This is a genomic window from Sphingomonas sp. MA1305, assembly GCF_016107325.1.
Lineage (GTDB): Bacteria > Pseudomonadota > Alphaproteobacteria > Sphingomonadales > Sphingomonadaceae > Sphingomonas.
Genome location: NZ_RCVT01000001.1, coordinates 220,226 through 243,594, shown reverse-complemented (window position 1 = coordinate 243,594; position 23,369 = coordinate 220,226). Strand labels below are relative to the sequence as shown.

The following is a 23,369-nucleotide window of genomic DNA, read 5'->3' as shown; positions in this document are numbered from 1 at the left end:
CTCTCCCGCTGGAAGAGGGGTCGGGATCACTTGGGCGCGAGCACCATCAGCATCTGGCGGCCTTCCATGCGCGGATAGGCTTCGACCTTGGCGACTTCGGCGACCTGTTCGGCGACGCGCTGGAGCACGTTCATGCCGAGCTGGCCATGGCTGAGCTCACGACCACGGAAGCGCATCGTCACCTTGACCTTGTCGCCCTCCTCGATGAACTCGACGACCTTCTTCATCTTGGTGTCGTAATCGTGGTCGTCGATGTTCGGACGCATTTTGATCTCCTTGATCTCCTGCGTCTTCTGCGACTTGCGGGCGAGGTTCGCCTTCTTCTGCGCCTCGTACTTGTATTTGCCCACGTCGAGGAACTTGGCGACGGGCGGATCGGCGTTGGGCGACACCTCGACCAGGTCGAGCCCGACTTCCTGCGCGGCGGCCATCGCCTCGCGCGTGTACATCACGCCGAGATTCTCGCCCTCATGGTCGATCACGCGAACCTTCGGGCTTTGAATCCACTCGTTGAACCGAGGGCCGTTCATCGGTGGCGCCTGCATCGGCCGGCGCATCATGGGAGGACGTATGGGTATTTCTCCTGTGGCAATTGCCCCTTGAATATAGGGTAACCGTGGCCCGTCTGGAAGGTCGTCAACGCAGATCGGGCGGAGTGGCTTCCTCAGCGAGCATCGCGATCGCCTCGTCGACCGTCATGATCTGTTGCGCCTGGCTGCCGAGGCGACGGATCGCGACCTTGCCCTCCTCCGCCTCGCGCTTGCCGACGACGAGCAGATTGGGGACCTTGGCGACCGAATGTTCGCGGACCTTGTAGTTGATCTTCTCGTTGCGCAGGTCGGTCTCGACGCGGATGCCGGCGGCGCGCAGCTTCGCCGCCACCGCGCCGGCATAGCCATCGGCGTCCGACACGATCGTCGCGACCACCGCCTGCACCGGGGAGAGCCACAACGGGAATCGGCCGGCGTGATGCTCGATCAGGATGCCGATGAACCGTTCGAAGGTGCCGAGGATCGCGCGGTGCAGCATCACCGGGCGGTGGCGGTTGCCGTCCTCGCCGACATAGCTGGCATCGAGTCGCTCGGGCAGCACGCGATCGGACTGGATCGTGCCGACCTGCCAGGTGCGGCCGATCGCATCGGTCAGGTGGAATTCGAGCTTCGGCGCGTAGAAGGCGCCCTCGCCGGGCAGTTCCTCGAACTTCGCCTTGATCGAGTCGGGCAGGTCGGAGGCGAGCACCGCGTCGCGCAATTCCTGTTCGGACTTGTCCCACATCGCGTCATCGCCGAAGCGCTTCTCGGGACGGAGCGCCAGCTTGACCGCATAATCCTCGAAGCCGAGGTCGCGGTAGACGCTGTCGAGCAGCTCGCAGAATTTGCGCACCTCCTCGACCAACTGATCCTCGCGCACGAAGATGTGCGCATCGTCCTGCGTGAACTGGCGGACGCGCATGATGCCGTGCAGCGCGCCGTGCGGCTCGTTGCGGTGGCAGCAACCGAACTCCGCCATCCGGATCGGCAGGTCGCGGTAGCTCTTGATCCCCTGTTTGAAGATCAGCACGTGCGCCGGGCAGTTCATCGGCTTGAGCGCCATCAGGTCGCCCTCGCCCGACAGCACCGGCCCCTCCTCTTCGGTATTGGGGATTTCGTCGGGGACGACGAACATGTTCTCGCGATACTTGCCCCAGTGGCCGGACTGTTCCCACTGGCGGGCGTCCATCAGCTGCGGCGTCTTGACCTCGGCATAATCGGCGGCGTCGAGGCGGCGGCGCATATAGGCCTCGAGCTGGCGCCACAGGATATAGCCCTTCGGGTGCCAGAAGACCGACCCTTGCGCCTCCGACTGGAGGTGGAACAGGTCCATCTCCGCGCCGATCTTGCGATGGTCTCGCTTCGCCGCTTCCTCCAGGCGGAAGAGGTGCGCGTCGAGCTGCTTCTTGTTGAGCCAGCCGGTGCCGTAGATGCGGCTGAGCATCGCGTTATTCTGGTCGCCGCGCCAATAGGCGCCCGACACGCGCGTCAGCTTGAACGCCTGCGGGTCGATCCGCCCCGTCGTCGGCATGTGCGGCCCGCGGCACATGTCGAGCCAGGCGCCCTGGCGATAGATGGTGAGCTCCTCGCCCTCGGGTAGTTCGGCGGCCCATTCGGCCTTGAACGTTTCGCCCTGCTTCCGCCACGTGTCGATCAGCTGCTCGCGGCTCCACACCTCGCGCGTGAACGGCTCGTTCTGCGCGATGATGCGGCGCATCTCCGCCTCGATCGCGGGGAGGTCGTCTTCGGTGAAAGGCCGGTCCTTGGGCGCGAAATCGTAATAGAAGCCGTCGTCGGTCGCCGGGCCGAAGGTGATCTGCGTGCCGGGGAAAAGGTGCTGCACCGCCTCCGCCATGACGTGCGCGAGGTCGTGACGGACGAGCTCAAGCGCGTCCGCCTCGTCCTTGAAGGTGACGAGCGCGAGGTTGGTGTCGCCCTCGAACGGCCGGTTGAGGTCGCGTACCTGCCCGTCGATGCGCGCGGCGATCGCCGCCTTGGCGAGGCCCGGCCCGATCGCGGCGGCCACGTCCGCGGGGGTAGTCCCCGGCGCTACCTCGCGGACGGAACCGTCGGGCAGCGTGATGCGGAACATGGCGGACATGATGAACTTTCGGTCTTTGGGTGGAAGAGCCGCGAATAAAGCGGTGCGGGGTATATAGGCAAGTCGCGCGCCAAAGTCCTCCCCGCACGCGGGGAGGTGGCAGCGCGCCAGCGCTGACGGAGGGGGCTTCCGCGCAGCGCCACGCGTGTGGCCAGCCCCCTCCACCAGCTGCGCTGGTCCCCCTCCCCGCACGCGGGGAGGATTTACGCCACCCCGAACGGCACGAGGCGGTTGCTTTGCGTATGACCGATATCGGCGCGGCCGAGATAGGGTACGCCGAGGTCGCCGCACCAGCGCTGCACCATCGTCTCGATCGGCTCGTTCCATTCGGGCTCGTTGGGGGTGACCGCGGTCACCGCGCCGAGACGGACGCCGGCCAGCCCCTTCAGCTGGGTCGCATGGCCCATGTGGAACAGCAGACGGTCGATATTGTACATCGGCTCCGACACTTCCTCGATCAGCAGGACATGGTCGGTCAGGTCGGGCAGCCACGGCGTCCCGATCAGCGCGCCCAGAATCGACAGGTTGAACGCCGCCGCCGGACGGCCGTCGAGCCCCGGTTCCAGGCCGCTGCGGTCGCCGCGCGCCAGCCAGCCGAGCGAGCGCGCGATCGTCGCGTCGCCGCCCTGCCGCCGGATGTCGCTCGCCATCGGCCCGTGCACCGGCCGGCCGATCCGCCGCGCGTAGAGGGCGCCGAGCAGGAAGCCCATGTCCGAATAGCCGCAATAGCTCTTGTGCCGCGCCGCCGGCCCGAGCCGCGGCATCACCAGCGGCAGGATGCGGTTGGAGCCATAGCCGCCGCGCAGGAACCAGATCGCGTCGAAGCCGGGGTCGTTGGCGAATTCGAGAAAGGCATCGGCGCGGCGCGTGTCGGAGCCGGCGAAATGGCCGTCCTGCTCCCAGCATTGCGGATGGACGACGAGGTCGACCTCCGGATAGGCGAGCGCGGCGAAGGCGAGCGCAGGGGCTTCCGCTTCCCGGTTACCGACGCTCGCCGGGGCGACCACTCCGATCCGCATGTCTTCCCGCGCCTTCTTGCCCCTGCCGAGCCGTGCGGATAGCGCGGGGGGATGGCGAACGGCAACATCGACGGACCGCTCAGCGGCCAACGCTTCTTCCTGGTGGGCATCGGCGGATCGGGGATGATGCCGCTGGCGACGATCCTGGCCGGGCGCGGCGCGACCGTCGAAGGCTCCGACCGCGGGCTCGACCAGGGGCGCGTACCGGCCAAATTCGCCGCGCTGGAGGCGCTGGGCGTGCGGCTGTTCCCGCAGGATGGCAGCGGCGTGGTGGCGGCGGAGCAGATCGTCGTCGCCTCCGCCGCGGTGGAGGACAGCGTCGCCGACATCGTCGCGGCGACGCGGCTGGGCTGCGCACGGATGACACGGGCGCAACTGCTGAGCGAGCTGTTCAACGCGAGCGACCTGCGCATCGGCGTCGCGGGGACCAGTGGCAAGTCCACGGTCACCGGCATGATCGGCTGGATCCTCCACGCCACCGGCCGTGATCCGACGGTGATGAACGGCGCGGTGATGACCAATTTCGCCAGGCCCGACGCGCCCTTCGCCAGCGCGCTGGTGGGCGCCTATGACAAGGAGGGGGGCGACGCCTTCGTCAGCGAGGTCGACGAGAGCGACGGGTCGATCGCCTTCTACCGGCCGAGCATCGCGGTGCTCAACAACGTCAGCCTCGACCACAAGGGGCTGGACGAGCTGCGCCAGCTGTTCGGCGATTTCGCGCGGCGGGCGGAGCGGGTGGTGGCGAACGTCGGCGATGCGGAGACCGCGGCGCTGGTCGCGGGAATGGATCATGTGCTGACCGTCGCGGTCGAGGGGACGGCGGATCTCGTGGCGGAGGCCCTGGCGCCCGAGCCGTTTGCGATCGGCTTCGACCTCGTCGTGCGGACACCGTCACCCTTCGGGCGCTTCGCGCCCTCTTCCCTCTCCCGCCGGGAGAGGGAGGGAGCGCCGGAGGAGCGGAAGGGTGAGGGTGACGAGCGGCGCCGCATCCGGCTGGCGGTACCGGGGCGGCACAACGTCGCCAACGCGCTCGCCGCGATCGGGGCCGCGATGGCGGCGGGTGTACCCGGGGACGAAGCGGCGCGGGTGATCGAGGGGTTCACCGGACTGAAGCGCCGGTTCGAAAAGGTCGGCGAAGCCGCCGGCGTCACCGTGATCGACGACTTCGGTCACAACCCCGACAAGATCGCCGCGACGCTCGACACGCTGCACGCCTTTCCCGGCCGGTTGCTGATCCTGTTCCAGCCGCACGGCTACGGGCCGCTCAAGGTGATGCGGCGCGAGCTGGTCGAAAGCCTGGCGGCGCGGCTGGCGCCGGACGACCTGCTGGTGCTGCCCGACCCGGTCTATTTCGGCGGCACCGTCGCCCGCGAGGTGACCAGCGCCGACATAGTTGACGATCTTCGCGCTTATGATCGCGACGCCCGCCACGTCGCGGATCGCGCGGAAGCGGCCGCGATGCTGGTGGCAGAGGCGAGGGCCGGCGACCGGATCGTGGTGATGGGCGCGCGCGACGACACGCTGAGCCTGCTCGCCCGCGACATGTTGGAAAGTCTACGCGCCAAAACGTAAAGCTCGCTTGACGTAAAGCCTGCTTTCCATGTAAAGCCTCCTTCACATCGAGTCGAAGGAGGGTCGTGATGTTTTCCATCAAGCGCGGCGAGAAGATGAACCCCGCGCAGCGCCGCTACCTGCGCCGGTTCTTCCCGGCGATGGGCACCTATGTCGTCGTGCTGTTCACCTGCACCTGGCTGTACCGCGACCTGAAGCCAACGGGCGCGCTGCTGGTCCTGCTGTCCGTCCTGCCGGCGCTGCCGATCGTCGCGGCGATCCTCGTCATGGGCGCCTATCTGATCGAGGAGCGCGACGAGTTCATCCGCAGCCGGCTGGTCGCCTCGATGGTCGGCGGCCTCGGCATCATGCTCGCCATCACCACGGTCTGGGGGTTTCTGGAAAACGGCGGCGCGGTGGCGCATTTCCCGACCTATCTGACCTTCCCCTTGTGGTGCGCGTGTTTCGGCCTGTGGCAGTGCGTCACCGGCCTGCGCGACCGCGCGACGGGGGACGCGGCATGAGCGTCGAGCCCAAGCGATCCGCCGGTCTCGCCTACGTGCGACGCGTGCTGCCGACGATGGCCGTGTATCTGGGCCTCCTCGTCCTGCTGCCGTTCGCGATCCATTATCCGCACCTCAGCGGGCCGCCGCTTTGGCTGCTGGCGATCGTCCCCGCCGTGCCGCTGTCGGCCGTCTTCTGGTTCTACGGCCGCTATCTGGTCGAGGAGCCTGACGAATACGTTCGGATGCTGGAGGTGCGCAAAGCATTGATGGCCACGGGGGTCGTCATGGGCGCGGCGAGTGCCTGGGGCTTCCTCGAAATGTTCGCCCAGGCGCCACACGTGCCGCTGTATGCGGCGCCGATCGCCTGGTTTCCCTGCCAAGGCATCGCCGCCCTGATCGTGGCCGCCGCCGAACGCAGGAGCAACCCATGAACAACCGCCTGCGCGTGCTGCGCGCCGAGCGGGGGTGGTCGCAGCAGGATCTGGCCGAGCGGCTGGAGGTCAGCCGCCAGAGCGTCAACGCGATCGAGACCGGCCGCTACGACCCCTCGCTCCCCCTCGCCTTCAAGATCGCCGAACTGTTCGGCCTCGCCATCGAGAACGTCTTCGTCAGCCCGTCCAAGGAGAGTGAATCATGATGTCGCACTTGCCGCTTCGCATCGCCGCGTCGCTGTTGACACTGGGCGTCGTGCTCCATCCCGCCGCCGGCCATGGCCAGACCGCGGCGACCGCCGGCGGGGCGACCCACCTGCCGCATATCTCCGTCCGCTCGGCCGGCACGGGCAGCCCCGTCTTGCTGATCCCCGGCCTGTCCTCCCCCGCGGCGGTGTGGGACGCCAGCGTCGCCCAGCTCGCGCCGCACCACCGCGTCATCACCGTGCAGGTCAACGGCTTCGCGGGCGACGCGCCGGGCGCGAACCTGTCACCCGGCATCCTGGCGGGCGTCGTCGCCGACCTGCACGGCTATCTGGCGGCGCAGAAGCTCGCCGGCGTGCCGGTCGTCGGCCATTCGATGGGCGGGCTGCTGGCGATGCAATTCGCCCTCGCCCATCCGGGCGACGTCGGCCGGATCATGATCGTCGATTCGCTGCCCTTCTACGGCCGGCTGTTCGGCCCGACGATGACCCCGGCGATGATCGAGCCGCGCGCGAAGATGATGCGCGAGGCGATGGCGGCGCGATACGGCAAGCCCGCCGACCCGGCGGCGACCGCGGCGCTGGCCAATCAGATGGCGCTGAAGCCCGAGTCGCGCGCCAAGGTGACCGCCTGGGTCGGTCAGGCCGACGCCCGTGTCGGCGCGCAGGCGATGTACGAGGATCTGACCACCGACCTCACCGCCGACCTGCCCAAGCTCCGTGCGCCGGTGACGCTGGTCGTGCCGTACAATGCAATGCTGCCGCAGGCGCAGGTCGATGCCCTCTATCGGGGCGCCTATGCCGGTACGCCGACGCTGTCGGTGGTCGAGATCGGCGATGCCGCCCATTTCGTCATGCTCGACCAGCCGGAGGCCTTCGCCAAGGCGCTGGACGACTTCCTGCGCTGAGACAGCGGTTTCGCCGATCCTGATTGACCCCAGCCCCCCGCCGCGGCCAGACTGCGCGGCGGGGGGATTATCATGACTGAATATCGCGACGGCGGGACGCGCGCGTTCCGCTTCACCGGCAGCTGGCAACAGTATGCGCCGATCGCCTTCACCAATCTGCTGCTGACGATCGTCACGCTCGGCATCTACAGCTTCTGGGGCAAGGCGCGGACGCGGCGCTACCTGTGGAGCCGCACGATCTTCATCGACGACCGGCTGGAATGGACCGGCACGGGCCTCGAGCTGTTCATCGGCTATCTGCTCGCGATCGTCTTCTTCGCCCTGCCGTTCGGCCTGATCAACCTGATCCTGCAGGGCGTGATGATGCGCGGTCATCCCGGTGCCGGCGGGCTGATCGTCATGCTGCTCTACCTGACCGCGCTGTTCCTGGTCGGCGTCGCGCGGTTCCGCGCGCTGCGCTACCGGCTCAGCCGGACCTTGTGGCATGGCATCCGCGGCGGCAGCGACGAACAAGGCGTCGGCTATGGGCTCGGCTATTTCTGGCGATCCTTGGTGGCGATGCTGACGATCTGGCTGATGACGCCCTGGTCGATGGCGAAACTGTGGAACACGCGCTGGAATGCGATGAGCTTCGGCTCGCTGCGCTTCCACAGCGCGGCGCGATGGCAGCCGGTGTTCGGGCGGTTCCTGCTCTTCTATCTGGCACCGGTGGTGCTGTTCGCCGCAATGGGTGTGCTGATCGGTATCGTCGCCGGAGTCGGCGGCACGCAGGCGTTCCGGCCTGGGCAAGTGCCGTCCGGTGGGTTGATCGTCACCTTCGTCCTTGCCGGCCTGGCCTTTTACCTCATCTTCTTCGGCCTGCTCGGGCTGATCGCCATGGCGTTTTTCTCCGCCTTCTTCCGCGAGGCGGTGGGGGCGACGACATTGGGCGACCTCAGCTTCGGGTTCGAGGCGACGACCCGCGACTGGGTGATGCTGTTCCTCGGCAATTATGCGCTGATCTTTTTCACCTTCGGGATCGGCTACATCTTCGTGCCCTATCGCAACTGGGCCTTCTTCGTGCGGCACATGGCGGCCTATGGCAGCGTCGCCACCGACGCATTGACCCAGTCGCAGACACGCGAGCCCGGCCAGGGCGAGGGCCTGCTGGACGCGTTCGATGTCGGCGCCTTCTGACGCGGACGCGCCGGCGGACGGCGCCGACGAGGCGGACGGCGCCTGGGCCTGGCATTATGACGGCGTGACCGCACTGCGCCGGCGGGTGCGGCTGGTGGTGGCGGGCGATCATCTCCAGCTCGACGAGGACGGCGTGCGCGGCGAGGCGCTGCCGCTTGCCCGGCTGGTGCCCGGCCATGCCGATACCGGCCGGGTCAGCTATGGCCTGCGCGACCGGCCCGGCTGGCGGATCGACCTGACGCCACCGGTGCCTGCAGCGCTGGAACGACGCCTGCCGCGCCCGACCCGCTACGGCGGCTGGGTCGAACGGCTGGGACTGTGGCGTGCGGCCGGCGTGTTCGCGGTGATCGCCGTGCTCACCGTACTGGTCGTGCTGCGCACCCCGGCCTTGCTGGCGCGACTGGTGCCGGCGAACGTCGAGCGGCAGCTGGGCGAGGCGATGATCGGCGATTTCGGCCGGCGCGGCTGCCGCGACACGGCGGGGCGCGCGGCGCTGGCGACGCTGGCGGCGCGCATCGACCCGGACGACCCGACGCTGGAAGTCGACGTCGTCAAGCTGCCGATGGTGAATGCGGTGACGCTGCCCGGCGGCCGGATCGTCGTGTTCGACGGACTGCTCCAGGCGGCCGCCTCCCCGGACGAGGTGGCGGGGGTGATCGGGCATGAGATCGGCCATGTCCGCCACCGCGACGTGATGGAAAGCCTGCTGCGCCAATTCGGCCTGTCGATGCTGCTCGGCGGGCTGGAGGGGCATGTCGGCAATTATACCAACGCGCTGCTCGCCACCGCCTATTCGCGCGACGCGGAGGCCAAGGCGGACGATTATGCGATCACGGCACTGCGTGACGCCAAGGTGTCGCCGCTGCCGACCGCCGCCTTCTTCGACCGGCTGGGGCGCGGCGGCACCGGCAAGGCGGAACGGATGATGGCCTATGTCGCGACGCATCCGGTATCGGCGGACCGGGCGCGCCGCTTCCGCGCCAGCATCGTCAGGGGCACGGCCTATACGCCGGCGCTGGATGCGGCGGAGTGGCAGGCGCTGAAAGGCATCTGCCGCGGCGACACCGACACGATCGACTGGCGTTTCTGATCGGAGCGGCCGGCACCCGCCGGCGCCTCGATCAGCGGAAGTTGTCGGCGTAGGCCTGCAGCTTCAGCGTGCGCGGCGGCGCCGGGATCAGTTCGTAGTCGAAGCCCTGCGCCTCGCAATAGGCGATCGCCGCCTCCTGCGTCGGGAAGAACAGGCGGACCTGTTCGCGCGTGTCGCCGCTGCCCGCCCAGCCGGTCAACGGATCGGGCTTCTTGGCTTCGGCCGGCTCGAATTCGAGCTGCCATTGGCTGGTCCGGTACTTGCCGGACTGCATCGCGTTCTTAGGGCGCTGGAAGATGCGGGCGGTGGGCATGATGGCTCCTTAACGCGCGAGCGGGCTTCGGGGAAGCGGGGGAAGCGGGGTTTGTTGGGAGCGTGCTTCCCCCCTATTGTCATCATCCCGACGAAGGCCGGGATGACGAAGGTAGGGAGGGTAGCCCCTCACCCCCGCCGCGCGTCGGCCTTCTTGGTGCGCAGCGTCGCAGAGGCCGCGGTGGGATCGTCGGGCCAGGGGTGCTTCGGGTAGCGGCCGCGCATCTCCTTCGCCACCGCGGCCCAGCTGCCGCGCCAGAAGCCGGGCAGGTCGCGCGTCGTCTGGATCGGGCGGCCGGCGGGGCTGGTCAGGCTGAGCACCAACGGCACGCGCGCCTCGCCGACGGTGGGATGATCGGCAAGGCCGAACAGCGCCTGGACGCGCAGCTCGACCTTCGGGCCGGCTTCCGCGGCGTAATCGATCGCATGCGTGCTGCCGGCGGGGCTGGTAAAATCCGCCGGGGCGAGCCGGTCGAGCCGCTGCAGCTCGGTCCAGCCGATCAGATTGCGCAATGCCTCGGTCAGCGCGCCAGGGGGAATCGCGTCGAGCCGGCGGCGGCCGACAAGCAAGGGCGGCAGCCATTCGTCGAGCCGTTCCGCCATCATCGTTTCCAGCGGCACGCCCGCATAAGCGGCACGGCGGCGCAGCGCGGCGGCCCCCTCGCTCCACGGCAGCAGCTCCAGTCCGCGCGTTCGCACCGCCTCGAGCAGGGCGGCGGCGATCGCCTCGGGATCGGCATGGGGGTCAGGGCCGCTCGACAGGCGCAGCGCGCCGAGCCGCCGTTCGCGGCTGGTAACGACGCCGCCGGTCGCGGGATCAAAGGTCACGTCGCGATGGGTCGCGATCCGGTCGGCGAACAGCCGCTCGATCGTCGCCAGCGTGATCGGCGCCGCGGCGAGGATGCGCGCCGCCGAGGCCGCGCCCTGCGTCTCCGCCACCGCCAGCCATTCGGCCCGGGCGAGATTGCTGGCGGGATCGAGGCGGAAGCCGCGACCGCCTGCCGACGCCCAATGTTCGCCGCTCGCATCGCGGCGGCGCGCGACGCGATCGGGAAAGGCGAGTGCGATCGCCACCTCGACTCCCTCGTCCGCCGCCGCCGCGCCGCCGGCGAGCTTGGCCCAGCGGTCGGCGAGCTGGCGCGCGGCCTTGGCCTTGGGACCGCGATCGGCACGCCAACGCTTCAGGCGGGAGTCGAGGTCGGGGTCGGTGCCGCCCAGCCCGCGTTCGGACAGCAGCACCGCGACCTCGGCAGCGACACGCCCCTGCCCCAGCTCGCCGGCGCGCAGCAGCATATGGGCGAGGCGCGGCGGCATCGGCATGGCGGCGATGCGGCGGCCGTGCGCGGTCGGACGGCCGCTGTCGTCGATCGCCGCGATTCCGAGCAGACGCGCGCGCGCTTCCTGCACCGCGGCCTCGGGCGGCGGGTCGAGCCAGGCAAGATCGCGTGGGTCGCCCACCCCCCAGATGGCGCAGGCGAGGACCAGGCCGGACAAATCCGCCTCCAGGATCTCCGGCGGGTCGAAGCGCGGCAGGCCGGCGGTCGCCGCCTCCTCCCACAAGCGGTAGGCGACGCCCGGCCCCTGGCGTGCGGCGCGGCCGGCGCGCTGGGTCACCGCCGCCTGGCTGGCACGTTCGGTGACGAGGCGGGTCATGCCCGCGGCGCGATCGTAACGGGGGCGGCGGGCGAGGCCGGAATCGACGACGACGCTGATGCCGTCGAGGGTCAGGCTGGTTTCGGCAATGCTGGTGGCGAGGACGAGCTTGCGACGGCCGTCCGGCTCGGGACGAATGGCGGCACGCTGCGCGGCGGGGTCGAGGCTGCCGTGCAACTGGTGGACGGCGATCGACTCCGGCAGGTCGGCGAGCCGTTCCTCGACGCGGTCGATCTCGCCGACGCCGGGCAGGAAGGCTAGCACGCCGCCGCTTTCCTCGGCCAGCGCGCGGCGGATCGCGGCGGCCATGCCGTCCTCGATCCGCGCGGTCGCGTCGCGACCGAGATGGCGGAGGGTGAGCGGATAGCTGCGGCCCTCGCTCTCGATGATCGGCGCCGCCGGCCCGTCGGCGCCCATCAGCGTCGCGAAGCGGCTGCCGTCGAGCGTCGCCGACATGGCGACGAGGCGCAGATCGGGGCGCAGTGCGCCCTGCGCGTCGAGCGCCAGGGCGAGGCCGAAATCGCCGTCGAGGCTGCGTTCGTGGACCTCGTCGAACAGCACGGCGGAGATACCGGCGAGTTCCGGATCGGCCTGGATGCGCGCGACGAAAATCCCCTCCGTCACCACCGTCACCCGCGTCGCGGCGGAGCGGCGCGAGTCCATGCGGGTGGCATAACCGAACGTGCCGCCGACCGCCTCGCCGGCGAGCGCCGCCATCCGCTCGGCCGCGGCGCGCGCGGCGAGGCGGCGGGGCGAAAGCAGCAGCACCTCGCCCGTGCACCAATCCTCGCCAAGCAGCGCCGGCGCGACCGCGGTGGTCTTGCCCGCCCCGGGTGGCGCGACCAACACGGCGTTGCTCGCGCGGCGCAGGGCGGCAAGCAGGTCGGGCAGCACGGCATGGATCGGCAGGTCGGACACGATGGCGGCGCCTTGCCACGAAAGGTCGCGCGCCGACAATGCGCGCCGACCGGCGCGAAAGGGCTTTCGGTCGACGCCTTTCGGTGGTTAGCTCCCGCGCTAACGGTTTCGGAGACGCATCATGGGTCTGTTGGACGGCATCCTGGGGCAGGTCGCGGGCAATCCGGCGATCACCAATCTCGCGGAGAAGATCGGCCTGTCGCCCGAGCAGGTGACGCAGGCGATCGGCGCGCTCGGCGCGGCGCACGGCGAGCCCGGCGACACCGTCGCCAGCGCCGCCGATTCGACCGGCCTGCCGCAGGATGCGCTGCACCAGATCCTGGAGCATCTCGGCGGCGAAGGTGCGCTGGCGGACATCGGTCGCGTGGTCGGCGGCGGCGTCAGCGAGGGCGACGGCGGCGGGATCGCCGGCGGTCTGGGCAGCATGTTCGGCGGGCTGTTCGGCAAGTCCTGACGTCCTATCATCACCCGGGCCGGCGGTGGTAAGCGGGTCGGGGCGGCCGGCTGCGGCCATGGGGACGATGCGTGCACATCCACTTTCATCACGACGACCATGACGACCACGGCCAGCACGGTCATGGTCACGGGCACGGGCACGGGCACGGGCACGGGCACGGGCATAGCCACAGCCACGGGCATGGCCACAGCCATGCGCCGGCCAGCTTCGACCGTGCCTTCGCGATCGGTATCGGGCTCAACATCGCCTATGTCGCGGCGGAGGCGGGCGCCGGGCTGTGGACGGGATCGGTCGCGCTGCTCGCCGATGCCGGGCACAATCTGTCCGACGTGCTCGGCCTCGCGGTCGCCTGGGGCGGCGCGACCCTGGCCAAGCGCGGGCCAACCAAGCGCTTCACCTATGGCCTGAAGGGATCGACGATCCTGGCGGCGCTGCTCAACGCGCTGCTGCTGCTCGTCGCGCTGGGCGCGATCGTGCTGGAGGCGGTGCAGCGGATCGGCGATCCGCCGCCGCTCGCCGGCCTGACCGTATCGGGCGTCGCCGCGATCGGCATATTGGTCAACGCCTTCACCGCCTGGCTGTTCGCCAGCGGGCGCAAGGACGACGTCAACCTGCGCGCCGCCTATCTGCACATGGCCAGCGACGCCGCGGTGTCGGCCGCGGTCGTCGTCGCCGGCGCGGTGATCTGGGCGACGGGGATCGGCTGGATCGACCCGGTGATCAGCCTGGCGATCGCGGCGATCATCTTCTGGCAGACCTGGGGCCTGCTGCGCGAGACGGTGGAGATGTCGCTGTCCGCGGTGCCGCGTGGCATCGATTACGATGCGGTGTCGCAGGCGCTGCTCGCGCTGCCCGGAGTCGAGAAGCTGCACGACCTGCACATCTGGGCGATGTCGACGACCGAGCCGGTGCTGACCGCGCATCTGTTCATGCCGGGCGGTACGCCGAGCGACGCCTTCCTGGCGGAGGCACAAGACATGCTGCACCATCGTTTCGGCATCGGCCATACCACGCTGCAGGTCGAGACTGGGGCCGACGGTTGCGAGGTCGGCTGCTGAGGCGGAACATATCGGGAGACGGATGATGGCCGGATGGCGGGGACTGGCGGCGATGCTGCTTCTGGCGAGCGCGCCGGTGACCGGACAGGCGAACGGCGGTGCCGCACCCGCGCCGACGGCGGCGCCGCTCGCCCTGCCCGACATGCCGCTCCACGATCCGTGGATCGTCGCCGATCCGACAACGCGCACCTATTGGCTGTTCACCCGCAACGAGGCGGCGGTCAGCGGCGACAGGCGGCTGGGCATCATGGCCTATACCAGCCGCGACCTGCGCCACTGGACGCGGCCGGTGGTGGTGTTCGCGCTGCCGGAGGGGGGCTGGGCGAACGACGGCGCCTGGGCGCCGGAGGTGCATCGCTGGCGCGGGCGCTGGTACCTCTTCTCCACCTACCACAATGAATCCGCGCAGCTGCCCGCCGACGGCGCGCGCCGGCCGGTCCGGCGCGGCACGACGCTGGCGGTCGCCGACCGGCTGGGCGGGCCGTTCCGCCCGCTGCGCGACAATGCGCCGGTCGCCGATCCCGGACTGATGACGCTGGACGGCACGCTCTACGTCGATCCGGCGGGCAAGCCGTGGTTCGTCTATGCGCACGAATGGGTGCAGATCGGCGACGGCACGATCGAGGCGCTGCCGCTCGACGCGTCGCTGGCCGCCGCGGGGCCGCCACGCACGCTGTTCCGTGCCTCGTCGGCGCCATGGGCCAAGGCCAATCGCGAGGTGCCGGGCGACCCGACCTGGGTCACCGACGGGCCGGAGCTGTTCCGCACGCGCACCGGCACGCTGCTGATGCTGTGGTCGAGCTATGACGCCACGGGCTATGTCCAGGGGCTGGCGCGGTCGCGATCGGGGACGCTCGATGGCCCCTGGGAGCAATTGCCGCCGCTGCTGCGCGGCGACAGCGGGCATGGCATGCTGTTCCGCCGGTTCGACGGAACGCTGATGCTGATCGTGCACCGGCCGTTCCACAAGGCGCGCGGCAAGCTGTACGAAGTTCGGGACGACGGCGACCGGATCACCCTGGTGCGCGAGGCGACCGAACTGGATGGCGAGACCAGGCCGGTGATGTGAGCGGGCTTGGCGCGTAGCCGCGTCAGCGGCGGCGGAGATCGCGGATACATTCCTCCCCGCCCGCGGGGAGGTGGCAGCGCGCCAGCGCTGACGGAGGGGGCTCGCCACGCCGCGCGCGCTTGGGGAAGGCCCCCTCCACCAGCCTTCGGCTGGTCCCCCTCCCCGCGTGCGGGGAGGAATGGGATGTGGCCGCGGCTTCGCGCGTCCGTCAGTACGCCCGCGCCACCGCGAAGGCGACCGCCTCGACCATCGCGTCCTTCGCCTTGCTCGCCGGGAAGCCGGCGATCGCGTCGATCGCGCGCTGGCCATAATGGCGGGCGCGGGCGAGCGTGTCGTCCACCGCGCGGGTCTTGCGGACTAGGTCGATCGCATGGGCGAAGTCCGCATCGGAGGCGCGACGGCCCTCGACCGCATCCTTCCAGAACTTGCGATCCGTCTCGTCGCCGCGGGCCAGTGCCAGGATCACCGGCAGCGTCATCTTGCCTTCGCGGAAGTCGTCGCCGGCATCCTTGCCCATCGTGCCCGCGTCGGAGACATAGTCGATCGCGTCGTCGACCAGCTGGAAGGCGATGCCGAGGTTGCGACCATAGGCGTCCAGCGCCGCCTCGTCCGCCTCCGGCCGCTCCGCCACCACCGCGGCGATGCGGCAGGCGGCGGCGAACAGCGCGGCGGTCTTGGCGTCGATGATGTCGAGATAGCGTTCCTCGGGCAGGTCGATACGCCGTGCCGCAGTAAGCTGGTTGACCTCGCCTTCCGCGATCACCGCGGAGGCGTTCGACAAAATCCGCAACACCTTCAGCGACTCGGCCTCGACCATCAATTCGAAGCTGCGGCTGAACAGGAAGTCGCCGACCAGCACGCTGGCGGGATTGCCCCAGATGATGTTGGCGGTGCGCTTGCCGCGGCGCAGGTCGGAGCCGTCGACGACATCGTCGTGCAGCAGCGTCGCGGTGTGGATGAACTCCACCGCTGCGGCGAGGACGTGGTGGCGCACCCCCTCGTAACCGAGCAGCCGCGCGCTCGCGAGGGTAAGCATCGGCCGCATGCGCTTGCCACCGCCCGCGATCAGATGGCCGGCGAGTTCGGGGATCAGCGGAATGTCCGACCGCATCCGGTCGACGATCACCGCATTGACGTGATCCATGTCGCCCGCGACCAGCCGGAGCATCGGCTCCAGCGAGGGGGCATGGGCATCGAGGCGCTGGACGGTGGCGGTCATCTCTGCTGCGCTGTGGCGACTGGCGCGCGCGAAGGCAAGCCTTGCCCGAAGCCCGACTTGCTATCATGGAGCAACCGGCGGACGACGGAAGGGCTGAGATGAGCGACGCGACTTTGCAGGGCTATCGCAAGAGCATCGACAATATCGACGCGGCGCTGGTCCATCTGCTCGCCGAACGATTCAAGGTCACGCAGGCGGTCGGCCGCCACAAGGCGACCACCGGCCTGCCCGCCGCCGACCCCGGTCGCGAGGAACGCCAGATCGCGCGGCTGCGCTCGCTGGCCGAGGATGCCGAGCTGGATCCGGAATTCACCGAGAAGTTCCTGCGCTTCATCATCGACGAGGTGATCCGCCACCACGAACAGCTGCGCGGGTGACGCCCCCTTTCGCATCGCCTGGCAAGGAACCAGATATGCGCTGCTATGATATTGGTTTCCTTGGCTTTAGCGGTCGCGGCGGCGGGCGCGCCCGGTTCCATCACGGGGGTTTGGCACAATCCCAAGAATACGGTCGCGGTACAGACCGGGCCGTGCGGGGTGCGCCTGTGCGGCTGGATCGTCCGCGCCAGCGACAAGGCGCAGGCGGATGCGGCAAGGGCGGGCGCACCGCCGCTGATCGGCACCGCGCTGCTGCGCGGCTATCGCGTCAGCGGATCGGCGCGCTGGTCCGGACAGATCTGGGTACCCGACATGCGTCGCGCCTTCGGGTCGACGATCACGATGGTCGATGCCGACACATTGAGCGTCAAAGGGTGTCTGATCGGCGGTCTGATCTGCAAATCGCAACTGTGGCGGCGGGGCTGAGCGCGTGACCGGCGGCCGGTTCATCGCGGTCGAAGGGGTCGACGGTTCGGGCAAGAGCGGCGTCGTGCGCGCGCTGATCGCGGCGCTGGCGTCGCGCGGGCATGCGGCGCTGGGCACGCGCGAGCCCGGCGGCACGCCGCAGGGCGAGGCGCTGCGCGGCCTGCTGCTCGCCGGGGCGGACGAGGCGTGGGAACCGCGCGCGGAGCTGCTGCTGATGACCGCGGCGCGCGTCCAGCATGTCGCGCGCGTGGTGCAGCCGGCGGTAGCGGCGGGGACGATCGTCGTCTCGGATCGCTATGCCGGTTCGACCCTGGCCTATCAGGGCGCGGGCCGCGGCATGGACGAGAGGCTGATTCGCGGGCTGCATGCGACGATGGTCGACGACCTCTGGCCCGATCTGACACTGGTCCTCGATCTCGATCCGGCAATCGGGTTGGCGCGATCGAAGCGGCGGCTGGCGGCGGACCAGATCGACGAGGGCCGGTTCGAGGCGCTCGACCTGGCCTTCCACCAGAGGATCAGGGCCTCGTTCCTGGCGCAGGCGGCGGCGGCTCCGTTACGGCATGCGGTGATCGACGCCGGCGGCACGCCCGCGGCGGTGCAGGAGGCCGCGATCGCGGCGGTCACGCCGTTCCTGCCGGTCGACCCGACTTAGCGGCCAAAGCACCGCCGGATCGAATGACCGGCAGCGTACGCAATTTGTCCGACATCACATGGATTGGTGCAACCGCCCCACCGCCGTTCTAGGGGGGGAGCCATGTCATCCAACGATGCGGTCGCCATGACCATCGAACAGCAGCATGACGCCATCATGCAATGCTGCGGCAGCCTGCAGGCCGCCCTTGCAGCGGGTCCCGGCGATCTTGCCGTCGCTCAGGTCAGGTTGAGGCTGGCGGGCTTGCTGCAAACCAACCTCGCATCCGAGGAACGCGAGCTGAACGCCCCGATCCGCCGGCTTCCGACCGCGGACCGGCCGCGCGACTTCGTGCGGCTCGGGGGTGAGGCCGCCGATCTGCGCGCGCGCTATTCGGAACATGTTGGGCGCTGGACGCCGGCTGCCATTGATGCCGACTGGAGCGGCTATGTCCGTTCCGCGACGACGCTGATCCAGCAGGTTCGCGACCATCTTGCTGCCAAGCAGCGGGTCCTGCCCGAGTGGAAGCGAGCGGCCCTGCGCCAGACGCGGGATGCGTCGCACTAGACGGTATCGGCATCGATTGCTGGCGACAGGACGATCGAGCTAGGCCGTTCGGGTCGGCAGTCGCGCTACCGCCCCGTCCACTTCCCCGGCCGCTTCTCGACGAAGGCGGCCATGCCTTCCTTCTGGTCGGCGGTGCCGAACAGGCCGTTGAACAGACGGCGTTCGAACTGGACGCCCTGCGCCAGCGTCGTTTCGAACGCGGCGTCGACCATCTCCTTGTTGGCCTTGACCGCGAGCGGCGCCATGCCGGCGATCGTCTGCGCCGTCTTCACCGCTTCCTCGACCAGATCGTCGGCGGGAACGATGCGGCTGACCAAACCGGCGCGCTCCGCCTCGGCGGCATCCATCATCCGGCCGGTGAGGCACATCTCCATCGCCTTGGCCTTCCCGACCGCATGGGTCAGCCGCTGCGAGCCGCCCATGCCGGGGGTAACGCCCAGCTTGATCTCGGGCTGGCCGAACTTGGCCGTGTCGGCGGCGAGGATGAAGTCGCACATCATCGCCAGTTCGCAACCGCCGCCCAGCGCATAGCCGGCGACCGCCGCGATGATCGGCTTGCGCGTGCGGGTCAGCGTCTCATAGCCGGCGAAATGGTTGGTGGCGTACATGTCCGCGAAGGACATCGCCTGCATTTCCTTGATGTCGGCCCCCGCCGCGAACGCCTTGGCGCTGCCGGTGATCACCGCGCAACCCTGGCTGTCGTCGGCGTCGAAGGCGGCGAGCGCGGCGATGAGATCGGCGAGCACCTGCGCGTTGAGCGCGTTGAGCGCCTGCGGGCGGTTGAGCGTGATCAGCGTGGCATTGTCGCGCTGTTCGACGAGGATGGTGTCATATTCGGCCATGTGCGTGTCCTCAGTCGTGGGGGGTCCAGGCCTCTGCTGCGGGCAAGGGCGCGAAGATCTGGTCGATGACGTGGTCGGTGACGCCTTCCGGCGTCGCCGGGTCCCAGCGCGGCGCATTGTCCTTGTCGACAATCACCGCGCGCACGCCCTCCAGGAAGTCGTGACGCTGGACCATGCGGCCGGCGACGGCATATTCCTGCCGCATCTCGTCGGCGAAGCTCTGCATCGCGGCGCCGTCGTACAACAGCCGCAGGCCGACCTTCATCGCCAGCGGCGACTTGGTGCGGATCACCGCCAGCTGCGCGCGCGCGAATTCGCCGTCGTCCGCCTCCAGCGCGGCGATGATCGTCTCCAGGTCGTCGGCGGCGAACAGGCGGTCGATGTCGGCACGATGGGCGGCGATCGTGCCCTCCCCCGGCGTCTCCGCCAGCCCGTCCAGCGCCGCCACCATGGCGTGCGGATCGGCCAGGATCGCCGCCTTGGCCTCGTCGAGCCGTGCCGCCGGCAGATAATGCGTCGCGAGCCCGAGCGCGGCGCAGTCCGCCCCATCCAGCCGGTGACCGGTGACCGCCAAAAAGGCGCCCACCCGCCCCGGCAGTCGCGACAGATACCAGCCACCGCCGACATCGGGAAACAGGCCGATGCCCGATTCCGGCATCGCGAGTCGCGTGTTCTCGGTCGCGACGCGGTATCGGCACGGCAGGGCGATGCCGACGCCGCCGCCCATGGTGATGCCGTCCATGAACACGACGCTGGGCTTGGCGAAGGTGAAGAGGGCGTGGTTGAGACGATATTCGAGATGGAAGAAGGCGCGCGCCGCCTCGCCGTCGCCGGCGCCGCTGTCGGCGAGCAGACGGATGTCGCCGCCCGCGCAAAAGCCCCGCGACAGCTTCGGATCGCCATCGGGTGCGGGGAGATGGTCGAGCATCACCGCGGCGACCGCGGCATCGCCGCGCCAATCGTCGAGCGCGGCGAGCATCGCGGCGCACATGTCGCGGTTGAGCGCGTGCAGCGCCTTGGGGCGGGACAGGCGCAGGCGGCCGACCGCACCTTCGATGGCAATGGTGACGTCGCTGGTCATTGGCCGGTCTTCTAGCCTGTGCGGCCGCCGGGTCCATACCGATGCGCCAAATTGACGGGTGACATCTGTTGACACAGGCACTTGGCCTGTCCACGTCCAATCCATGGCCAACCGTCAATCGCGCAATATCTCCCTGACGTCCGAATTGGATGCGTTCATCGATGGCGCTTTGGCGACGGGCGATTACGGCAATGCGAGCGAAGTGGTGCGGACCGCGCTGAAGCTGCTGCGCGACAACGAGAGCAGCGTCACCCGCGCGGTGGCGAGCGACCGCTGGCCGATCGGCGACGGCGAATGCGCGCACCTGATCCGCGAGCGCGACTGGAGCCGGACGCATCTCGGCCCGATCGAAAGTTGGCCGGAGGCCTTGCGGCTGACCGTCTCCAACATCGTCAATTCGCCGGTGCCCAAGGTGCTGATGTGGGGCCGCGACGGCCTGATGCTGTACAACGATGGCTATATCGCCGTGGCGGGCGCCCATCACCCGCACGCGCTGGGTGCCACGGCGCGGACGATCTGGCCCGAAATCTGGGATTGGAACAGCGCGATCCTCGAGCGCGGCTTTGCCGGCGAGGTCATCTCCTATCGCGACCAGCCGATGCAGCTGAACCGCTCAGGCCGGCTCGAACAGCTGTATTTCGACCTGTTCTACACGCCCATCTATCTGCCCGACGGCAGCGTCGGTGGGGTGATGTGCACCGTGCTGGACAACACCGCCCGCATCGCCATGGAGGCGGCGCTGTCCGCCAGTGAGCACGAATTGCGTACGATCACCGATGCGCTGCCGGTGCTGATCTCCTACGTCGATCGCGATCAGATCTATCGGTTCGCCAACAGCTATTACGAACACTGGTTGGGCGTGCCGGGCGCGGTGACGATCGGGAAGCACATTCGCGACGTGATCGGTGCGGACCTGTATGCCGAGCGCGAGCCGCTCATCGCGCGGGCGCTCGCCGGCGAGCCGATCGTCAGCGAAGGCCCGATGCCGCATCGCGACGGGACGCCGCGACGGGCGGAAATCCGCTATCTGCCGCGGCTGGAGGCGGACGGCAGCGTCGCGGGCTTCCACATCCTGGTCGCCGACATCGAGGAGCGGGCGCAGCGCGAGGCGGAGGTGCGCGCCAGCAACGATCGTTTCCGCGCGGCGATGGAGGCGGTGCACGGCGTGCTGTGGACCAACACCGCCGACGGCCGCATGGAGGGTGAGCAGCCGGGCTGGCAGGCGCTGACCGGCCAGACGGCGGAACAATACCGGGGATACGGCTGGGCGCAGGCGGTGCATCCCGACGATGCGCAGCCGACCGTCGTCGCCTGGGAAGCGGCGGTCGCGGCGCAGACGATGTTCGTCTTCGAACACCGCGTCCGCCGGCATGACGGCGCATGGCGCAACTGCCTGATCCGCGCGCTGCCGATCAAGGACGGCCAACGGATCGTCGAATGGGTCGGCGTCCACACCGACATCACCGAACAGCGCGCCGCCGAACAATCGCTGCGCGACCAGGCCGATGCGCTCGCCCGTCAGGTCCGCCATCGCGAGCGCGCGGAGGAACAGCTCCGGCAGCTCAACGAGAATCTCGAGGCGCGGGTGATCGCCGAAATCGGCGAGCGCCGCGCCGCCGAGGCCGCGCTGGCCCAGGCGCAGAAGATGGAGACGATCGGCAAGCTGACCGGCGGCGTCGCGCACGATTTCAACAATCTGCTGCAGGTCGTCTCAGGCAATCTGCAGCTGCTCGCCAAGGACATCGTCGGCAACGAGCGCGCCGAGCGCCGCGTCGCCAATGCGATGGCGGGCGTGTCGCGCGGGTCGAAGCTCGCCGCGCAACTGCTCGCCTTTGGCCGGCGGCAAGCGCTGGAACCCAAGGTCGTCAACGTCACCCGCTTCGTGCAGGGCATGGACGACCTGCTGCGCCGCGCGATCGGCGAGGCGATCGAGATCGAGACGGTGTTCGGCGGCGGCCTGTGGAACTGCTTCATCGATCCGGTGCAGATCGAGAATGCCTTGCTCAATCTGGCGATCAACGCGCGCGACGCGATGAACGGCCAGGGCAAGCTGACGATCGAACTCGCCAATGCGCATCTCGACGATGCCTATGCGCGCACGCATGACGAGGTCGAACCGGGGCAGTACGTCATGCTGGCGGTCAGCGACACCGGCAGCGGCATGGCGCCGGAGATTATCGAGAAGGTGTTCGAGCCGTTCTTCTCGACCAAGAGCGAGGGCAAGGGGTCGGGTCTCGGCCTGTCGATGGTCTATGGCTTCGTCAAACAGTCGGGCGGCCATGTGAAGATCTATTCGGAGGTCGGCGAAGGCACGACGATCAAACTGTATCTGCCGCGCTCGGTCGAGGCGGAGGACGTCGAGGTCGTGACCGCGACCGGCCCGATCGTCGGCGGTACCGAGACGGTGCTGGTCGTCGAGGACGATGACGAGGTGCGCGCGACGGTGGTCGAGATGCTGGGCGACCTCGGCTATCGCGTGCTCAAGGCGGTCGACGCGCAGAGCGCGCTGAGCGTCATCGAGAGCGGCATCCCGATCGACCTGCTGTTCACCGACGTGGTGATGCCCGGCCGGCTGAAGAGCCCGGAACTGGCGCGCAAGGCGAAGGAACGGCTGCCCGAGCTCGCGGTGCTGTTCACCAGCGGCTATACCGAGAATTCGATCGTCCACGGCGGCCGGCTCGATGCCGGCGTCGAGCTGTTGTCCAAGCCCTATACGCGCGAGGCGCTGGCGCGGAAGTTCCGCCATGTGCTCGCCAACCAACGCCAGCGGCGCGAGGGGCTGGAGGCGCGGGCGCTGACCAGCGCCCCTGCCCCGCTGCGTCCGGCGCCAGGCGCGAACGGCCAGGTCACCGTGCTGCTGGTCGAGGACGACGAGGTGATCCGCGCGACCACCGCCGAGCTGCTGCAACAGGGCGGCTATGTCGTCGTCGACGCGGCGAGCGCCGAAGAGGCGATGACCGCGCTGCAGACGGTGCCGATCGACGTGCTGGTCACCGACGTCAACCTGCCGGGCCTTTCCGGGCCGTCCTTCGCCCGGACGGCGCGCGAACTGCGCCCGCGAGTCGGCGTGGTGTTCGCCACCGGGGATGTCGCCGCGGTACCGGCGGACACGGGGGCGGTGCTGCTCGCCAAGCCCTACGGTCTGGAGACGCTGCACGCCGCGATCAGCGGTGCGATCGGGCGACCAGTGAGCGCGGCGCCGGTGGATGCGGCCAAGCTGGAGCGCGAGGCCGAATAGCCG

At 69.4% G+C, this 23,369-nt stretch carries 23 protein-coding genes; 15 read left to right on the top strand and 8 right to left on the bottom strand.

Going from position 1 to position 23,369, the window contains the following annotated elements; all coding sequences use genetic code 11:
• Positions 1 to 26: 26 nt before the first annotated feature.
• The 3 genes from infC to D9601_RS01110 form a co-directional block, all read right to left on the bottom strand.
• The gene (gene infC / locus D9601_RS01120) at positions 27 to 560 is read right to left on the bottom strand and encodes a translation initiation factor IF-3 (protein WP_115378678.1); all 534 of its coding nucleotides are present in this window, start codon (positions 558 to 560) and stop codon (positions 27 to 29) included.
• A gap of 76 nt (positions 561 to 636) precedes the next feature.
• Positions 637 to 2,631: a threonine--tRNA ligase gene (thrS, locus tag D9601_RS01115; protein WP_198352100.1), complete on the bottom strand. Its 1,995-nt coding sequence runs from the start codon at positions 2,629 to 2,631 to the stop codon at positions 637 to 639.
• Positions 2,632 to 2,834: 203 nt separating this feature from the next.
• Entirely contained in the window at positions 2,835 to 3,650 is an 816-nt protein-coding gene (locus D9601_RS01110) for an LD-carboxypeptidase (RefSeq protein WP_198352099.1), read from the bottom strand.
• Between the two features lie 51 nt (positions 3,651 to 3,701).
• On the opposite strand from D9601_RS01110, the gene D9601_RS01105 reads away from it, so the two are divergent.
• The 7 genes from D9601_RS01105 (at position 3,702) to D9601_RS01075 (ending at position 9,515) form a co-directional block, all read left to right on the top strand.
• Positions 3,702 to 5,222 carry a glutamate ligase domain-containing protein gene (locus D9601_RS01105; RefSeq protein ID WP_198352098.1) on the top strand — a complete coding sequence of 507 codons (1,521 nt, stop codon included), beginning with the start codon at positions 3,702 to 3,704 and terminating at the stop codon, positions 5,220 to 5,222.
• A 68-nt stretch (positions 5,223 to 5,290) separates the two neighbouring features.
• Positions 5,291 to 5,725: a hypothetical protein gene (locus D9601_RS01100; protein ID WP_198352097.1), complete on the top strand. Its 435-nt coding sequence runs from the start codon at positions 5,291 to 5,293 to the stop codon at positions 5,723 to 5,725.
• Positions 5,722 to 6,138, top strand: coding sequence for a hypothetical protein (locus D9601_RS01095; RefSeq protein WP_198352096.1), 417 nt, complete (start codon positions 5,722 to 5,724; stop codon positions 6,136 to 6,138). The genes D9601_RS01100 and D9601_RS01095 overlap by 4 nt, the downstream gene beginning before the upstream one ends.
• A complete protein-coding gene (locus tag D9601_RS01090) occupies positions 6,135 to 6,344 on the top strand; it encodes a helix-turn-helix transcriptional regulator (protein WP_198352095.1) in 210 nt (69 codons plus the stop codon). The genes D9601_RS01095 and D9601_RS01090 overlap by 4 nt, the downstream gene beginning before the upstream one ends.
• Positions 6,341 to 7,249, top strand: coding sequence for an alpha/beta fold hydrolase (locus D9601_RS01085; protein ID WP_198352094.1), 909 nt, complete (start codon positions 6,341 to 6,343; stop codon positions 7,247 to 7,249). The genes D9601_RS01090 and D9601_RS01085 overlap by 4 nt, the downstream gene beginning before the upstream one ends.
• Before the next feature lie 72 nt (positions 7,250 to 7,321).
• A complete protein-coding gene (locus D9601_RS01080) occupies positions 7,322 to 8,425 on the top strand; it encodes a YjgN family protein (RefSeq protein ID WP_198352093.1) in 1,104 nt (367 codons plus the stop codon).
• Complete coding sequence (locus D9601_RS01075) at positions 8,409 to 9,515, top strand: M48 family metallopeptidase (protein WP_198352092.1); 1,107 nt, start codon at positions 8,409 to 8,411, stop codon at positions 9,513 to 9,515. The genes D9601_RS01080 and D9601_RS01075 overlap by 17 nt, the downstream gene beginning before the upstream one ends.
• A 31-nt stretch (positions 9,516 to 9,546) precedes the next feature.
• On the opposite strand, the gene D9601_RS01070 is transcribed toward D9601_RS01075, so the two are convergent.
• Both D9601_RS01070 and hrpB read right to left on the bottom strand, forming a co-directional pair.
• Positions 9,547 to 9,828: an ETC complex I subunit gene (locus D9601_RS01070; RefSeq protein WP_198352091.1), complete on the bottom strand. Its 282-nt coding sequence runs from the start codon at positions 9,826 to 9,828 to the stop codon at positions 9,547 to 9,549.
• Positions 9,829 to 9,956: 128 nt separating this feature from the next.
• Positions 9,957 to 12,398 carry an ATP-dependent helicase HrpB gene (gene hrpB / locus D9601_RS01065; RefSeq protein WP_198352090.1) on the bottom strand — a complete coding sequence of 814 codons (2,442 nt, stop codon included), beginning with the start codon at positions 12,396 to 12,398 and terminating at the stop codon, positions 9,957 to 9,959.
• 121 nt (positions 12,399 to 12,519) lie between these two features.
• Between hrpB and D9601_RS01060 the strand changes: the two genes are divergently transcribed.
• From D9601_RS01060 to D9601_RS01050, 3 genes are all read left to right on the top strand, one after another.
• On the top strand, positions 12,520 to 12,852 hold the full coding sequence (locus D9601_RS01060) for a hypothetical protein (RefSeq protein WP_232473767.1): 333 nt from the start codon (positions 12,520 to 12,522) through the stop codon (positions 12,850 to 12,852).
• A gap of 71 nt (positions 12,853 to 12,923) precedes the next feature.
• Positions 12,924 to 13,913 carry a cation diffusion facilitator family transporter gene (locus D9601_RS01055; RefSeq protein WP_443024687.1) on the top strand — a complete coding sequence of 330 codons (990 nt, stop codon included), beginning with the start codon at positions 12,924 to 12,926 and terminating at the stop codon, positions 13,911 to 13,913.
• A 22-nt stretch (positions 13,914 to 13,935) separates the two neighbouring features.
• Positions 13,936 to 14,982, top strand: coding sequence for a glycoside hydrolase family 43 protein (locus D9601_RS01050; RefSeq protein ID WP_232473766.1), 1,047 nt, complete (start codon positions 13,936 to 13,938; stop codon positions 14,980 to 14,982).
• A gap of 208 nt (positions 14,983 to 15,190) precedes the next feature.
• Here the strand turns inward: D9601_RS01050 and D9601_RS01045 are convergent, their stop codons facing one another.
• Entirely contained in the window at positions 15,191 to 16,201 is a 1,011-nt protein-coding gene (locus D9601_RS01045) for a polyprenyl synthetase family protein (RefSeq protein ID WP_198352089.1), read from the bottom strand.
• A gap of 98 nt (positions 16,202 to 16,299) precedes the next feature.
• On the opposite strand from D9601_RS01045, the gene D9601_RS01040 reads away from it, so the two are divergent.
• The 4 genes from D9601_RS01040 (at position 16,300) to D9601_RS01025 (ending at position 18,205) form a co-directional block, all read left to right on the top strand.
• Positions 16,300 to 16,578, top strand: a complete 279-nt coding sequence (locus D9601_RS01040) for a chorismate mutase (RefSeq protein ID WP_198352088.1) — start codon at positions 16,300 to 16,302, stop codon at positions 16,576 to 16,578.
• A 60-nt stretch (positions 16,579 to 16,638) separates the two neighbouring features.
• Positions 16,639 to 17,004, top strand: coding sequence for a DUF2147 domain-containing protein (locus tag D9601_RS01035; RefSeq protein WP_232473765.1), 366 nt, complete (start codon positions 16,639 to 16,641; stop codon positions 17,002 to 17,004).
• 4 nt (positions 17,005 to 17,008) lie between these two features.
• Positions 17,009 to 17,659 (top strand): dTMP kinase, encoded by a 651-nt coding sequence (gene tmk / locus D9601_RS01030; RefSeq protein WP_198352086.1) that lies wholly within the window; start codon positions 17,009 to 17,011, stop codon positions 17,657 to 17,659.
• Positions 17,660 to 17,785: 126 nt separating this feature from the next.
• Entirely contained in the window at positions 17,786 to 18,205 is a 420-nt protein-coding gene (locus D9601_RS01025) for a hypothetical protein (RefSeq protein WP_198352085.1), read from the top strand.
• A gap of 65 nt (positions 18,206 to 18,270) precedes the next feature.
• Here the strand turns inward: D9601_RS01025 and D9601_RS01020 are convergent, their stop codons facing one another.
• Positions 18,271 to 19,047, bottom strand: coding sequence for an enoyl-CoA hydratase (locus D9601_RS01020; protein ID WP_198352084.1), 777 nt, complete (start codon positions 19,045 to 19,047; stop codon positions 18,271 to 18,273).
• A 10-nt stretch (positions 19,048 to 19,057) separates the two neighbouring features.
• Positions 19,058 to 20,128, bottom strand: coding sequence for an enoyl-CoA hydratase/isomerase family protein (locus tag D9601_RS01015; protein ID WP_198352083.1), 1,071 nt, complete (start codon positions 20,126 to 20,128; stop codon positions 19,058 to 19,060).
• A gap of 103 nt (positions 20,129 to 20,231) precedes the next feature.
• Between D9601_RS01015 and D9601_RS01010 the strand changes: the two genes are divergently transcribed.
• The gene (locus D9601_RS01010; protein ID WP_198352082.1) at positions 20,232 to 23,366 is read left to right on the top strand and encodes a type II toxin-antitoxin system ParD family antitoxin; all 3,135 of its coding nucleotides are present in this window, start codon (positions 20,232 to 20,234) and stop codon (positions 23,364 to 23,366) included.
• Positions 23,367 to 23,369 lie beyond the last annotated feature (3 nt).

Bases quoted from the DNA above. Each gene is read 5' to 3' on its own strand.
- D9601_RS01010 (WP_198352082.1), top strand. From the start codon at position 20,232: ATGGCCAACCGTCAATCGCGCAATATCTCCCTGACGTCCGAATTGGAT.
- D9601_RS01025 (WP_198352085.1), top strand. From the start codon at position 17,786: ATGACCATCGAACAGCAGCATGACGCCATCATGCAATGCTGCGGCAGC.
- D9601_RS01020 (WP_198352084.1), bottom strand. From the start codon at position 19,047: ATGGCCGAATATGACACCATCCTCGTCGAACAGCGCGACAATGCCACG.
- D9601_RS01105 (WP_198352098.1), top strand. From the start codon at position 3,702: ATGGCGAACGGCAACATCGACGGACCGCTCAGCGGCCAACGCTTCTTC.
- thrS (WP_198352100.1), bottom strand. From the start codon at position 2,631: ATGTCCGCCATGTTCCGCATCACGCTGCCCGACGGTTCCGTCCGCGAG.
- D9601_RS01015 (WP_198352083.1), bottom strand. From the start codon at position 20,128: ATGACCAGCGACGTCACCATTGCCATCGAAGGTGCGGTCGGCCGCCTG.
- D9601_RS01050 (WP_232473766.1), top strand. From the start codon at position 13,936: ATGATGGCCGGATGGCGGGGACTGGCGGCGATGCTGCTTCTGGCGAGC.
- D9601_RS01090 (WP_198352095.1), top strand. From the start codon at position 6,135: ATGAACAACCGCCTGCGCGTGCTGCGCGCCGAGCGGGGGTGGTCGCAG.
- D9601_RS01060 (WP_232473767.1), top strand. From the start codon at position 12,520: ATGGGTCTGTTGGACGGCATCCTGGGGCAGGTCGCGGGCAATCCGGCG.
- D9601_RS01040 (WP_198352088.1), top strand. From the start codon at position 16,300: ATGAGCGACGCGACTTTGCAGGGCTATCGCAAGAGCATCGACAATATC.
- D9601_RS01080 (WP_198352093.1), top strand. From the start codon at position 7,322: ATGACTGAATATCGCGACGGCGGGACGCGCGCGTTCCGCTTCACCGGC.
- D9601_RS01075 (WP_198352092.1), top strand. From the start codon at position 8,409: ATGTCGGCGCCTTCTGACGCGGACGCGCCGGCGGACGGCGCCGACGAG.
- D9601_RS01095 (WP_198352096.1), top strand. From the start codon at position 5,722: ATGAGCGTCGAGCCCAAGCGATCCGCCGGTCTCGCCTACGTGCGACGC.
- infC (WP_115378678.1), bottom strand. From the start codon at position 560: ATGATGCGCCGGCCGATGCAGGCGCCACCGATGAACGGCCCTCGGTTC.
- D9601_RS01070 (WP_198352091.1), bottom strand. From the start codon at position 9,828: ATGCCCACCGCCCGCATCTTCCAGCGCCCTAAGAACGCGATGCAGTCC.
- D9601_RS01045 (WP_198352089.1), bottom strand. From the start codon at position 16,201: ATGACCGCCACCGTCCAGCGCCTCGATGCCCATGCCCCCTCGCTGGAG.
- D9601_RS01085 (WP_198352094.1), top strand. From the start codon at position 6,341: ATGATGTCGCACTTGCCGCTTCGCATCGCCGCGTCGCTGTTGACACTG.
- D9601_RS01100 (WP_198352097.1), top strand. From the start codon at position 5,291: ATGTTTTCCATCAAGCGCGGCGAGAAGATGAACCCCGCGCAGCGCCGC.
- D9601_RS01110 (WP_198352099.1), bottom strand. From the start codon at position 3,650: ATGCGGATCGGAGTGGTCGCCCCGGCGAGCGTCGGTAACCGGGAAGCG.